At 57.0% G+C, this 13,487-nt stretch carries 16 protein-coding genes; 3 read left to right on the plus strand and 13 right to left on the minus strand.

The annotated features are described in order from the left end of the window. Positions 1–122: 122 nt before the first annotated feature. The 11 genes from ACYQ54_RS00530 to flgB all read right to left on the minus strand — a co-directional run bounded on the left by ACYQ54_RS00530 (position 123) and on the right by flgB (position 7,598). On the minus strand, positions 123–1,025 hold the full coding sequence (locus ACYQ54_RS00530) for a flagellin N-terminal helical domain-containing protein (RefSeq protein WP_031268437.1): 903 nt from the start codon (positions 1,023–1,025) through the stop codon (positions 123–125). Between the two features lie 302 nt (positions 1,026–1,327). Then, positions 1,328–2,071 (minus strand): flagellar type III secretion system pore protein FliP, encoded by a 744-nt coding sequence (fliP, locus tag ACYQ54_RS00535; protein WP_460078369.1) that lies wholly within the window; start codon positions 2,069–2,071, stop codon positions 1,328–1,330. Beyond that, complete coding sequence (locus ACYQ54_RS00540) at positions 2,068–2,568, minus strand: flagellar basal body-associated FliL family protein (RefSeq protein WP_460078371.1); 501 nt, start codon at positions 2,566–2,568, stop codon at positions 2,068–2,070. Before ACYQ54_RS00540 ends, fliP begins: the two co-directional genes overlap by 4 nt. A 30-nt stretch (positions 2,569–2,598) precedes the next feature. Continuing rightward, positions 2,599–3,303 carry a flagellar basal body L-ring protein FlgH gene (gene flgH, locus ACYQ54_RS00545; protein ID WP_460078372.1) on the minus strand — a complete coding sequence of 235 codons (705 nt, stop codon included), beginning with the start codon at positions 3,301–3,303 and terminating at the stop codon, positions 2,599–2,601. Next, positions 3,303–3,845, minus strand: a complete 543-nt coding sequence (locus tag ACYQ54_RS00550) for a MotE family protein (RefSeq protein ID WP_460078374.1) — start codon at positions 3,843–3,845, stop codon at positions 3,303–3,305. Before ACYQ54_RS00550 ends, flgH begins: the two co-directional genes overlap by 1 nt. Positions 3,846–4,035: 190 nt before the next feature. Then, the gene (gene flgI, locus ACYQ54_RS00555; RefSeq protein ID WP_460078376.1) at positions 4,036–5,142 is read right to left on the minus strand and encodes a flagellar basal body P-ring protein FlgI; all 1,107 of its coding nucleotides are present in this window, start codon (positions 5,140–5,142) and stop codon (positions 4,036–4,038) included. Between the two features lie 4 nt (positions 5,143–5,146). Continuing rightward, entirely contained in the window at positions 5,147–5,602 is a 456-nt protein-coding gene (gene flgA, locus ACYQ54_RS00560) for a flagellar basal body P-ring formation chaperone FlgA (RefSeq protein WP_460078379.1), read from the minus strand. Positions 5,603–5,616: 14 nt separating this feature from the next. Next, positions 5,617–6,405 (minus strand): flagellar basal-body rod protein FlgG, encoded by a 789-nt coding sequence (flgG, locus tag ACYQ54_RS00565; RefSeq protein WP_460078381.1) that lies wholly within the window; start codon positions 6,403–6,405, stop codon positions 5,617–5,619. A 48-nt stretch (positions 6,406–6,453) separates the two neighbouring features. Continuing rightward, on the minus strand, positions 6,454–6,786 hold the full coding sequence (locus ACYQ54_RS00570) for a flagellar hook-basal body complex protein FliE (RefSeq protein ID WP_460078383.1): 333 nt from the start codon (positions 6,784–6,786) through the stop codon (positions 6,454–6,456). Between the two features lie 2 nt (positions 6,787–6,788). Beyond that, the gene (flgC, locus tag ACYQ54_RS00575; protein ID WP_006934658.1) at positions 6,789–7,205 is read right to left on the minus strand and encodes a flagellar basal body rod protein FlgC; all 417 of its coding nucleotides are present in this window, start codon (positions 7,203–7,205) and stop codon (positions 6,789–6,791) included. A 12-nt stretch (positions 7,206–7,217) separates the two neighbouring features. Further along, positions 7,218–7,598 (minus strand): flagellar basal body rod protein FlgB, encoded by a 381-nt coding sequence (gene flgB / locus ACYQ54_RS00580; RefSeq protein ID WP_460078385.1) that lies wholly within the window; start codon positions 7,596–7,598, stop codon positions 7,218–7,220. Positions 7,599–8,346: 748 nt separating this feature from the next. On the opposite strand from flgB, the gene ACYQ54_RS00585 reads away from it, so the two are divergent. From ACYQ54_RS00585 to ACYQ54_RS00595, 3 genes are all read left to right on the plus strand, one after another. Beyond that, positions 8,347–8,715, plus strand: a complete 369-nt coding sequence (locus ACYQ54_RS00585) for a PilZ domain-containing protein (protein WP_460078387.1) — start codon at positions 8,347–8,349, stop codon at positions 8,713–8,715. A gap of 243 nt (positions 8,716–8,958) precedes the next feature. Next, positions 8,959–9,717, plus strand: coding sequence for a FadR/GntR family transcriptional regulator (locus tag ACYQ54_RS00590; protein WP_460078388.1), 759 nt, complete (start codon positions 8,959–8,961; stop codon positions 9,715–9,717). A 195-nt stretch (positions 9,718–9,912) separates the two neighbouring features. Further along, entirely contained in the window at positions 9,913–11,064 is a 1,152-nt protein-coding gene (locus ACYQ54_RS00595; protein WP_460078390.1) for a fumarylacetoacetate hydrolase family protein, read from the plus strand. 59 nt (positions 11,065–11,123) lie between these two features. Here ACYQ54_RS00595 and fumC read toward each other — a convergent pair whose 3' ends face one another. Beyond that, positions 11,124–12,509, minus strand: coding sequence for a class II fumarate hydratase (fumC, locus tag ACYQ54_RS00600; protein ID WP_460078392.1), 1,386 nt, complete (start codon positions 12,507–12,509; stop codon positions 11,124–11,126). 21 nt (positions 12,510–12,530) lie between these two features. Continuing rightward, positions 12,531–13,340, minus strand: a complete 810-nt coding sequence (locus ACYQ54_RS00605) for an alpha/beta hydrolase (RefSeq protein ID WP_460078394.1) — start codon at positions 13,338–13,340, stop codon at positions 12,531–12,533. Positions 13,341–13,487 lie beyond the last annotated feature (147 nt).

The raw sequence follows: 13,487 nt of genomic DNA on the forward strand, positions 1-13,487 counted from the left end.
GAACTGGACCTTGCGCGAGCCTGTCACCCGGGCCTGAAGACGGGAATTCTGGACACAAAAAAACCGCGCCCCGAAGGGCGCGGTCCTCTTGCCTGGAAATCCGGTCAGATAAACTGGTTGGATTAACGGAACAGGGACAGAATGTTCTGCGAACCCTGGTTGGCGATCGACAGAGCCTGGATACCGAGCTGCTGCTGAGTCTGCAGAGCCTGGAGGCGGGTCGATTCCTTGTTCATGTCAGCATCCACGAGCTGGCCGACACCACGGTCGATCGAGTCGATCAGAGCGGACACGAAATCCTTCTGCAGATCAACGCGCTTCTTGGTGGAACCGAGCAGGGTTGCGGAGTCTGTGATGAGGCCGAGAGCTTCATCGACGTCCGAGATCATGCCTTCCAGAGTGGTCAGGTCGGCAGCACTGTCCGTCAGAGCGGAGATATCGATGGTGTCGACAACGTTACCGTTCGTCAAAGCACGATCAAGGATACCGGTACCACCACCAGTGGTGTCATAGAGCTGGGTAGCGGTGATATCGACCGTGGTCGTCAGAACGGAAACCGCACCACCGACGCGGGTGAAGGAGCTGACGATTTCTTTCGACGTAACGGTGGTCACGTCGGAAGACAGCCAGTTTTCACCGTTGAAAACAGCGGATTCGGCAGTTGACTTAAGCTGGTTCTGCAGCTCGTTGATGTCGGACTGGATCTTGCCGCGGTCGACACCCGGAGTACGGGCGGCAACAAGCTTGGCTTTGATTTCGTTCATGACATCAACGGTGCTGTCCATAGCAGTGTACATGACGTCGACGGTCGCAGCACCGAGACCCAGAGAGTCTTCAACGGCGCTAAGAGCCATGTTATCGGAACGCATGGTGGTTGCGATGGACCAGTAGGCAGCATTGTCTTCCGCGCCGGCAACGCGATAACCGGTAGAGATGCGGTTCTGCGTCTCGGCCAGGTTTGCGCTGGTGTTCCGCAGGGTCTGCAGAGCGGTCATTGCGGAAGCGTTCGTCATCAAGCTAGACATGATATGTCCCTTCAATATGTAAGTGGATACTGGATTGGGACATGCCGGGTTTGCACCGGCACAACAGGAACAGCGTCATGCTTTTGAACCGTGGGTAGATTGTGGTTCAACCTGCTGTGAAATTGACACTAGCGGCCCAATCTTGCGCGAAGCTTACGTCAATGCGGGCAATTTGAACTTTTTCCGATTTCGACAAACCGAGCAGAAAAGTCGCAAGATTTAATCGCATGCGACAGGGTTGGAAATACGAAAAGAGCGGAGCCTATCTGCCCCGCCCTTTTCAGCCACGACGCCCCCGTCGGTTACAGGAATGACCGCACAAGGCTGCCAACCAGAAGGTTCCATCCGTCAATCAAAACAAAGAACAAGGCCTTGAAGGGCAACGATATGACCGTCGGTGGCAGCATCATCATGCCCATGGACATCGTAATCGTCGCCACGATCATATCGATCACGAGAAAAGGCAACGCGATCAGAAATCCGATTTCAAAACCCCTGCGAAGTTCGGAGATCATGAAAGCCGGGATCAATACGCGCAGTTCGACTTCCTCGGCAGACGCCGCTTCGTTGTCCGTGACCCGTCCCGCGGCAAGATCGTCGAAGAGGACGAGATCCTCTTCCCTCACCTGGCTCAACATGAAATCCCGAAACGGTGTGGTGATCCGCACATAAGCTTCGTCCTCGGAAATCTCATTGTTCATGAGCGGCTGGACACCCTGGTCCCAGGCTTTGTCGAAGGTCGGTGCCATCACATAGAATGTCATGAACAGGGCCAGCGAAATCAGGATCAGGTTTCCAGGCGTCGTCTGAAGGCCGATACCGGACCTCAGAAACGAGAAAGCGATCACGAAGCGGGTGAAGCTTGTGACCATAATCAGGATGCCCGGAGCCAACGAGAGTACCGTCAACAGCGCGATCATCTGAATGATGCGCCCGCTGGCGCTGGCCTCTCCGGCAGGCAGCAATGCCGACAGGTCCGGCACCTGGGCTGCAGCCGCCCCCGTCATCGCGACCAGTATCAGGCCGGAAACAAAAAGACGGCTCATTGAATAACCACCGATTCCAGAATGACTTCGTTGACCTGCCCTTTGGTGCGGGTCTGGGCACGTTCGGTGAGATCTTCGCGCAAGTGCTGCAGGCCGATGCCCCCTTCAAGATGAGACAGGGTCAGCGTGCGCATGTAGCCGAGGAAATCATCCTCGATCTTCTTCTTCAGAACGCCGACATCTCCGTCGGGATCTTCTTCCAGGAGAATGGAGGCCTGAAGCCGTATCCAGGCATCTTCCGGTGACGCCAGATTTGTCACCAGCGGCTCCAGCGTCTGCAGGCGTGTGGAAGGAGAGAACGGCAGTGTCTCGGTGAAGCTCTGCTGCTGCCGCAGCCGGCCGTGAACTTCTTCTTCCGTGAAGTCTGCGACATATTTCGCAAGGCCCGCTCCAGCGCCGCCGCCAATCAGTGTCAGCAGCACCAGGGCTGCAACGAAACTGGAACTGCGCTGGCTTTCCTGGGCACCTTCAAAGGGAACTTCGATGATATTGGGCATTTGGGTCTTTCCGATACTTTCAGGAAGGGCTCAGAAGGGCGTCACGATGTCGTAGATCTGTTGACCCCAGGCCGGCTGCTGAACTTCGGTAATCCTGCCGCGGCCACCATAGGAGACCCGCGCTTCGGCAATCTTGTCGTAAGGAATGGTGTTGTTCGCCTGAATATCCCGCGGACGCACAATGCCCGCGATCTGCAGAATGCGCATTTCGAAGTTCACACGCATTTCCTGCGATCCGGATATCACAAGGTTGCCGTTCGGCAGACGATCCGTGACTACGGCCGCAACGGACAGCTGGATTTCTTCCGACCGGTCGATAGAGCCGGAACCTGCGGAACCGGAGCCGGAATCAACGCCAAGATTGCCGCTGCCGCCGTGCCCGATACCGTCCCAGTCGTAATCCATTGTACCACCCCACCCGACATCGGAGGTGCGTCTGCGATCCGAACTGTTGTCCATATTGGCGCGATCGTTGATCTGGATGGTCACCGTCAGAACGTCGCCAACTTTCTTGGCGCGCGGATCTGCAAAGAAATTGTCGCGGCCACTGGCCCACAAGGAGTTGTAATCCTTGACGGTGCCTTGCCCGAAGGTGCTGAGCGGGTATGCCGCCGGCTGCTGAACGGCAAGACCATAGCCCACCGGAGACATCTCCGGCGCGCGGCCAACGTCTTCCAACTGCCCGGCACAACCGGTCAGCATCGCAGCTCCTAGGGAGATCACAAAAGCGCGCATCAGAAACTCCGTTGTATTTCGGGATGGGTCAGGCCCATCATCGACTGGGTCAGCTGGGCAGCACGGGAAGGTTCCATCTCGTCGAGAATGCTGCTGGCAACACGGGCCTTCAGTTTCAGAAGAACACCCACCGCTGCTTCCTCGTCGGTCGTCTGCAGCTGAGCAGCAGCTGCTTCCGGACGCATGCGCCCGATAATGGACACCACCTGGTCCTCGACTTCATTGAGAAGGTCTTCGCGCCGCTCGACCCATTTTTCGAATTCGCGCTCCTTGCGCTGCAATTCTTCAATCCTGTCCCGCAGGCTTGCTTCCAGACTGATCAGCTTCCAGGTCTGCCACTTGATGCGCGCATCGGAAGCAGCTTCGGCGATGTTCTTGCAATAGAGCTCGCTGTCCTGGGGTGGCACGAGCGCAACGGCACTTTCCCGTGCCTGGGGCTTCTGGCGCGGCGCCTGGGCAACGGCCTGGCCACCGAATGTGATCGAAACTGCCGCAAGCACCAGAAGCGTGAATGTGCGGCCGCGGTCCAAATGTCGTGGCATTAGGCCTTCCCTTGTGCAGTACCTCTTTGACCGCACAATCGGAGATCGAGCTTGCGTGGGGCTGTCGCAAAAAAACGCCGCTTCGAAAAGCGGCGTTTCAGGATTGGTGTTACACGGCAAGTGGAACGTGTCCGTCGTATCTGCCAAAGGCATTCAGTCCGGATTTTTGGCCAGGATCAACTTTGAAACACTACTGAACCACAAGTTCTGCCTGCAGTGCGCCGGCCGTCTTGATTGCCTGGAGGATCGCGATGATGCCGGTGGGACGCAAACCGATCCGGTTAAGACCGCGCACCAGCGTTGGCAGGTCGGTCCCGCCGACGACAGCAAGCTGACCACCACTTTCCTGAGCATCGACATACGTTCTCGGCACGACGACGGTTTGACCGTTTTGCGAAAACGGTGATGGTTGGGACACTTCAGGAGCTTCGGAAATTCGAACCGTTAGGTTGCCATGCGTAATCGCTACGGTCGAAATCTGAACATCCTTGCCGATAACGACGGTGCCGGTGCGCTCGTCGATGACAACTTTCGCCGTCTGGTCGGGCGTGACCCGGATGGCTTCGATCTCGGCAATGAATCGCGTGATACTGACGTTCTGTGGCGGCGTGAGCACCACCGTGCGGTAATCGCGCTCCTTGGCTACCTTAACGCCATAGCGTTCTCGGGTGTAACGGTTGATTGCATCGGTAATGCGCACCGCCGTACGGAAATCAGGGTTGGAAAGCTCCAGGACAAGACTGGGAATCTGAGAAAATTTAGCTGGCAAATCTCTTTCGATCAGACCGCCGTTCGGAACCCGTCCAACTGTGGGGATACCTTGTGTCAGACTTTCTGCCTGGCCCAGTTCGGCAAAACCGGACACTGCGACCGGTCCCTGTGCGACCGCGTAGATCTGTCCGTCCGCACCGAGCAAAGGTGTGGCGATAAGAGTGCCACCGGCAAGTGAAGTCGCATCGCCAAGTGAAGATACACTCACGTCGATCGTCGACCCCTGACCAATGAAGGACGGCATTTCTGCCGTGACGACAACCGCTGCTACGTTACGTGTTCTCAACCGTGCGTCGCGGACGTTGACACCCAGACTATCAAGCATCGATTGCAGCGATTGCTCCGTGAAGGGCGAATTGCGCAACGTATCGCCAGATCCTTTCAGGCCGATCACGAGGCCATAGCCAACAAGCTGATTGTCACGCACACCCTGCAGATTGGCGATGTCCTTGATCCGGACCATGGACATTGCCGAGACCGGCAAGGCCATCAGTGCAGCCAGGACAAAAACGAGTATCCGGGTCATTAAATCAGTTCTCCACACGTATGGTGCCGTCTTCTTGAACCCGTCCGGAAACCACCAGGCCGCTGTCGACATTGCGAACACGCACGAAGTTGCCGGCACCGCCGTTTTGAAGTGCTTCCACCTGCATGATGATGACCAGTCCCTGCTCCCGGAAGACCAGCCGCGCCGGTTCGCCGCGCCGAACAAGAACCGGTTTTTCAACCGAATTGATCGGAACCGGCTGCCCCGGCAGCAACGTGCGCCTCGCAACCATGCCAACCAGTTGTCCCCTGTGGGTCGACACGGCGAATTGCTGTGCCGTCCGCCCCGGAAACGATCGTTCGATCAGATCCTGGTGGGATATCTCGGTTCCTGCCTGAATAGTCTGGCGCGGCACCGGGAGGTCGACACCTCCGGCGGCATGGACCGCCGCGGTGCCGAACGCCAGCGCCAACGTCAGGAACAAGGATCGGATCAACATCGTCTCAACCCCTGTTAGCGAATGCCGTTGGTGACTGTACCAGCCATCTCGTCCGCGGCTTTCATGACCTTGGAGTTCATTTCATAGCCGCGCTGGGCGCTGATCAAGGCCGTGATTTCCTTTACCGGATCAACGTTGGAGCTTTCCAGATACCCTTGACGCACCACTCCGAAACCCGGGTCACCCGCAACACCTGCAACAGGAGTGCCGGAGGCCTCGGTTTCACGGAACAGGTTGCCGCCAACCGGCTCAAGACCGACATCGTTGGCAAAATTGGAAAGCGTCAGCTGCCCGAGTTCGCGCGGCGTCATTTCACCGTCGACCTTGGCATAGACCTGACCGGATTCATTGACGACAACCTCAATGGTTTCTTCCGGAATGATGATCGCCGGCTCAACCGCATAACCATCGATGGTCACCAGTCTTCCGTCCGCGTTCTTGTTGAAGGAGCCAGCCCGGGTAAACAGCGTTTCATCGTCAGGTCCGGTAATTTCGAACCAGCCCCGTCCGTCTAGTGCAACATCAAACTGGTTGCCGGTGTTGGTCAGCGAGCCTTGAGCATGTAGCTTGCGGATCCCCGCGGTGCGAACACCCAGACCGAGCTGAGCACCTTCCGGCACCGGATCTTCACCACCCCGGTTCGGCACTCCCTGCAAGCGTTCAGCCTGATAGAGTAGGTCCGAGAATTCAGCCTGGGACCGCTTGAAGGCTGTCGTGTTCATGTTGGCGATGTTGTTGGCAACCACTTCGACATTCGTCTGCTGGGCGCTCATGCCGGTCGCGGCGATAGCAAGGGCTTTCATGGAATTTCTCCTGGTATTTGCAATCACTTGTCGAGGCATTCACCCCGATCAGATCGACATGCGGCTGATTTCCTGATAGGCGCTCACGACCTTGTCGCGGATGGCAATCGCGGTCTGGAGGGTCGATTCAGCTGCCATAACGGCCTCGACCACCTGCTGAACCGAAGCCTGGCCGTCGACGCCGGCAATCGATGCCGCCTCGCCCTGCTTGATCTTGTCGATCGCGTCGGTAGACACCTTCGCCATCGCATCGGAGAAACTGGTTTCGCCGACAGCGCCTGTGCCGCCCAGGTCCGGTGTGCCTGCCGTATACCGTGTGGTGGACGCTGCTTTCAGGACACCGTCGGTCGACGAGGTCAGCGCGGAGATTTCATTGATCATGATCAGTTCCTCAACAGGTCAATGTTGCGCATGACCATCTCGCGGGCCTGCGTCATGACTTTCAGATTGGCTTCGTAAGAGCGATTGGTTTCGCGCATGTCGGCCAGCTCAAGCAGCGTGTTGACGTTCGGCATCTTCACGTAGCCGTTCTCGTCAGCGGCCGGATGACCGGGATCATATTCCACTGCGAACTCGGCCTTGTCCTCGCCGATGCCCTTCACAGACACCAGATTGGCCTGAACGGCACGGCTGAATTCGCTTTCGAAAGTGATCGTCTTGCGCCGGTAAGGATCATCACCGGCAGCTTCACCGGTCGAACGGGCGTTGGCGAGATTTTCGGACACCACCCTCAGGCGTTCAGACTGCGCCCGCAGGCCAGCGCCGGAAATCTGCAAGGTTGCGGAAAGCGGATCGGACATGACTGTTTTCCTTTAGGATTTCACTGCAGAGAGGTACATGCGGTGGAATGACTTCGCGATACTGGCGTTCAACGAATGATCGCGCGCGACCTCACCTGCCTTCATGAGTTCCTGCTCCAGACTGACGGAATTTCCGGAATGCGTGACGGTCCAGCTATCCGCCTTTTCGACATCGGATTTGCGCGCGGCTTCCATTGTCTGGCCCAGATGGCCGTCATGGGTTGCCGTCATGGCAAGCTGGGTTTTGCTGATCACCGTGGTGAACGGTTCCAGGTCCTTGGAGCGGAAGCCTGGCGTATTCGCGTTGGCAATGTTCTCGGCAATGGTCGCCTGGCGGACGGACAGCCAGTCATTGCTATTCGAAACGAGTTTGGTCAGGAACACGGGTTCCATCGAAGACCTCCTATCGGCTCAGGTTGCCCAAGGGATAGTCAGCCAAGCTTGCCCGAAACTGTTCGCCCGAAACCATTCGTCAGACGGGCTGCCAGGGTCTCTGCGGCACAAGGTTCGCGCAATCTCCAGTGTGCATACATTGCTTGCGCGGGCGTCCCCTGCCCGTTCTGAAACCCGTATTTGGGAGAAGCGCATGAAACGGGTCACGCCACAGACCTGCGCAATATCAGTAGACGGACACTTGGCCCGCCCCGCACCAACTTGCGAAGACCTTTTGCGCCGCGTCCGGTTTCTTCGAAACGGACTTGTGCCGGCCGTGATTTTTCTGTCCGCCACCTGCCTGACACCTCCGGCTTCGGCCCAGTTCGCGGACTGCAACGCTTACGCAAAAGCGTATGCAGATGCACATATCAATCCTGACCAGTCGGATCTGCCGATAGTCGACGGAGCAATGGAAGGTGCAGTTGCTGGCGGTGCCTGGCGAGGTCCTGGCGGGGCTCGCAGAGGTGCCTTGACCGGTGGCGCGCTGGCGGTTCTGGACAACCTAGGCAGCACACCCGCTGGCTGGCGAGGACTTTACGATCTTGCGTATCGTCTGTGCCGGAACGCTCAGTCTCCTGTCACCCACCGCCCGTCGACACTGGGAGACCCCAGCTACCGCCCTGCACTTCCCGCTCCCGGCAGACCAGAGCCTCCAAGGCCAGCGAGACCGCTTGCCCCATCAAGACCGAACAACTGAGGTTGTGCCATGTTTTCATTTCTTTCCGCCAAACGGGACTCAATCGCCGCTGCAATTCAACGACGCCTTCATCCACGCCAACGGACAAGACTTCGCCCGGCGAAGCTTGCAAGCCTGGACAATGAATTTATTTGCGATTGCACGATCCGGGATATTTCGGATGGCGGTATCCGCCTCGTGCTGAACGAGGTGACCGACCTGCCGGACGAGTTCTACGTCTTCGACGCGGTTCCCAAAACTGTTGCTGAAGTACAGTTGCGCTGGCGAAACGGCCTGGCTGCAGGAGTCGTTTATCTGGTGCCACCAGCAAGTATACGTCATTTCCAGAACACCGGCGTGAGAAAACTGGCGCAAAGGCTTTATGCTCTGGACGGCTAGCCGCCCAGTAATTGTCCTACAAATTTGAAAGGAGCGTCCCAAGTTCCTTGATTGAATGATCAACAATTCAGGCGACACCGACATAAAACAGTTCTAAATCCGACGAATTAGCTTCCTTGAACGTCGTTGAAGGTTAATAAATCTAGTAATTTATAAAATTCGCTTGTAAAACATGCGCAGGACGCAACGCCGGTCTCGCCGTTCATGACCGAAACGGAGGACCCGACTGCCCGAGTCTGTTGAATGGATAATAAAAAACGTAACTTCTTCGAACTTCCGGACAAGGTCCTCACATCGCTGCCAACAGGGGCAGTCAAAGACACAGTCGAACATCTGGGAAAAAAGATTGCACGGGGAGACTATCCGACCGGCGCGATCCTCCCGCGCGAAGATGAATTGGTCCAGGGTCTCGGCGTCTCGAGGACAGTCGTCCGGGAAGCCATAAAGGTTCTGTGCGGCAAGGGGCTTGTGCGAACAGCCCGCAGATATGGCTCGCGAGTCTGCCCCTTTGATGACTGGAACCTTCTCGATCCGGACGTCATTCGCTGGCATGACCCGAAGAGCCCTCAAACCGCAAGAATTTATGCGGAAGCGACCGACCTCAGATTGATTTTTGAACCGGAAGCAGCGGCGCTTGCCGCAGTAAATGCGAGCCGCGAACAACGCGACAAGATCCTGGCGGCCGCACGGGCCATTCATCCGCTGGACGGTCAGGAAAGCATGATCGGCGCCGACTACATGTTCCATGCCACGATCCTGCAGGCCAGTGGCAATCAGATGCTTTCCCAGCTCCAGAATCTGGTTTATGCAGTCATGCTTTTTTCCTACGCGGCGTCGCAAAGAACGCCTCCGGAAGAAAAACTTGCCCGCCGCAATCACGTCGGCGTCGCTGAAGCCATCGATTCCGGTGACGCGGAGCTTGCACGTGGACGCATGAAAGACATGCTGGTGCAAAACAAGGCTATGGCGGACAAACTCGTCGATTCAACGTTTCAGGACTGATCACTGCGCCGCCGCTTCCCTGATCCTGTCAGACAAACACGGTCTGGCAGACTGTCCTGCGCGACGGAATACCTGAGGCAAAGGGATTTCCTCCCGGTGACTTCGACGTTTTCACATTTGTTGGACAAGTGAGATTTTTCCTAGCAGATTAGGCAAAACCAACAATGACGGCCAAACGGCCGATACGGAAACGCCATGAACTTTTATTCAGAGACCGAACTTTCCCGCGGCACTTTTCTGGGTCGTGTCTGGCGCCCCGATGCTGAGGGACCTGCCGTTGTTACACTGCGCGAAAACCGCGTCATCGACATCACCTCAAAAACAGCCCCCACCCTTCGGGATATCTGCGAAATGCCGGATCCGGCAGTTTATGTCGCCACGGCAGAGGGGGAAGATCTTGGTTCTCTCGACTCGGTTGCTGCGGGATCCAGTGGCGATCCCTCCAGTCTTCATTTCCTTGCACCTTGCGACCTGCAGGCAGTCAAGGCCTGCGGAGTGACCTTTGCCAACTCAATGGTCGAACGCGTGATTGAAGAGAAAGCGGCAGGCGATCCGCAGAAGGCCGAAGCAATCCGCGCGCGGGTTGGCGCAACCATCGGCGACAGCCTGCGCAACCTGCGTGCCGGTTCGGAAGAAGCTGCCAAAGTCAAACAGGCGTTGATTTCCGAAGGCCTCTGGAGCCAATACCTGGAAGTCGGCATCGGCCCGGACGCTGAGGTCTTTTCCAAGGCCCAGGTTCTGTCGTCCGTTGGCCCCGGAGCTGACGTCGGACTGCACCCCGTCTCCAGCTGGAACAACCCGGAGCCGGAAGTGGTTCTGGCCGTCTCCTCAAAAGGAGTTGTTGTCGGCGCCACACTCGGCAATGACGTCAATCTGCGCGATGTGGAGGGCCGCTCGGCCCTGCTCTTGTCCAAAGCAAAGGACAACAACGCATCCTGCGCGATCGGACCGATGATCCGACTGTTCGACAAGACCTTTTCGCTGGATGACGTCCGTCTGGCAGAACTGGACCTGACCGTGACGGGAACCGACGGCTTTGTTCTGAAGGGCAGATCTTCAATGAAGGAGATAAGTCGGGACCCTCAGGATCTGGTTCGCCAGACCCTGGGCCGGCACCACCAGTATCCCGACGGTATCATGCTGTTTCTCGGAACCCTCTTTGCCCCGACTCAGGACAGAGACGTTCCCGGAGAAGGCTTTACCCACAAACTGGGCGACGTCGTTACCATCGAAAGCCCTGGCCTTGGCCGTCTTTGCAACACCGTTCGGCTTTCGACGGAATGCCCGGAATGGACTTTCGGTATCAGCTCCCTAATGCGCAATCTTGCACAGCGTGACCTCTTGTAGTTGGCAGCTGATCAGCCCAGCGCGCTGTGCAAGAGCGAATAGGAAATCAGTCGCTGCGCTCAAAGCGACGGCTGGACCATTTTTGCGGGGTCGACGACCCGGTCGAAATCCTCAGCACTGACAAAGCCCAGGTCAAGGCACGCCTGCTTCAAGGTCAGATCATGTTCGAAAGCATGATGTGCCGCATGACTGGCTTTGTCATAGCCGATGACCGGACTGAGGGCGGTCACCAGCATCAGGGACTGGTCGAGAAATTCCTTGATGCGCTTTTCGTTGGGTTCCATGCCTTCAACCAGGAACCGGGTGAAATTGACACAGCCATCGCCCATGATCTTCACCGATTGCAGGATCGCGTTGATCATCAGCGGTTTGTAGACATTCATCTCCAGGTAGCCACTGGCGCCACCGATCCCGACCACTACGTCGTTACCCATGACCTGAGCTGCGACCATCGCCAGTGCCTCGCACTGTGTCGGGTTGACCTTGCCTGGCATGATCGAGGACCCGGGTTCGTTGGCCGGTATTTTCAGTTCAAAGAAACCGCAGCGGGGCCCACACGATAGAAGGCGGATGTCGTTTGCGATCTTGAACAGGGAAACTGCAAGTGTCTTCAGGGCGCCGCTCAACATGACCAGTGCATCATGCGCGCCCTGAACCGCAAACTTGTTCGGGGCGCTGTAGAACGGCAATCCGGTCAATTCCGCGATCCGGGTGGCGGACAACTCCGCGAAGCGTGGATGTGCATTGATACCCGTCCCGACAGCGGTTCCACCCAGCGCCAAACCATAGACGTCCTTGAGTGCAAACTGGATACGCCCAATGTCCTGCCGCAACATTTCCGCATATCCGGAAAACTCCTGCCCAAGTGTCAAAGGCGTGGCGTCCTGCATGTGCGTTCTGCCGATCTTGATGATGTCGTCCCATGCGGCAGCCTTGTCCTGCAGGCTTTTGCAGAGTGTCTGAACACCCGGTAGAAGACGATGCGTCACCTGAAGAGCAGCGGCCATGTGCATGGCTGCGGGAAAGCTGTCATTGGAGGACTGGGACAGATTCACGTGATCGTTGGGATGGATTGGGTCCTTGGAACCAAGTACGCCCTCTGCCAGTGCGATGGCACGATTGGAGATTACCTCATTCACATTCATGTTGGTCTGGGTACCGCTACCGGTCATCCAGACATGCAACGGAAAATGATCGTCCAGCTTACCCTCGATGACCTCGTCTGCCGCTCTGACAATCAAACTCGCGAGCTCTCCCTGCAGCAACCCCAGCTCCTCGTTTGAAAGGGCAGCCGCCTTCTTCAAGATGCCATAGGCGTGGATCAGCTCTATCGGCATCAGGTCACTGCCGATGGAGAAATACCTCAGGGAGCGCTGTGTCTGCGCGCCCCAGTATTTGTCCTCCGGTACGTCTATCTCACCGATACTGTCGCTTTCAGTACGCATATGCGTTTCCTCGCAATTGGCTCAAGTGGCCAGCAGGGTTTCGGTCAACTCGCTATACGGGTCTTTCAGTCCGTCAATGACATCGAAATGATGGCGGTCCGCATCTTCCCGATAGGTTGCTGTCGGCCAGGCATCGGCAAGAAGTTTCGATTGCCTGAGGAATTCCGGACGTTCCGCGCCACCAACCCAGGCGACAACCGGACAATCTGCCACGGGCTGCATCAATGCGGCGCTCTCGGCGGAGGCGTCCTCTTCGCTCATCTGGAAGGATTTGTTCATCACGGTGTTTCTGAGCGGGCGAAGGTCGTGCAGACCGCTGATGGTAACGACCCGTTCGATCCGATCCAGAACCTCTTTCGGCAGCCGGGTATCTTCGCAGATCATTCGCGTCACCAGATGCCCGCCGGCGGAATGACCGGCAAGACGGATCGGTCCCGCAACACGGGCCGCCGCTTTCGTGATCGCGACGGAAATTTGCCGGGTGATATCTCCAATCCGCGCATCAGGTGCCAGGTCGTAGGATGGCATGCACACGGTCCAACCTTTGGCCAGACAGCCACTCGAAAAATGCGACCAGTAACTTTTGTCGAATCTTAGCCAGTACCCCCCGTGCACAAAGACGACGAGCCCCTTGGACTTTCTCTCCGGCCGAAACACGTCAAACCTTTGACGGGCTCCCTCGCCATAAACGACATCCAGATCCTTCTCGACCCAGCTTTTCCGGAAGGTTTCAGCGTCTTTCGCCCAGCGCACAATAAAATCATCAGCGCCGGGAATATAGGCGGCGTTTGAATATGCATCGTCCCAATCTGTAATCGTCATCTCACTCATACGAAATCCTCAGACCAACATCGAAACAGGTTGCCGGCATCCTTGCACAATTTACCTAGAAAGCGGAACGGCTTGATTGCCAATCTCAACTTGTCAAACAGACTGACATCAACCTAACGTCTGAAAAAACCAGTAACCGGGAGGCAA

It is taken from the genome of Roseibium sp. LAB1 (genome assembly GCF_054658235.1).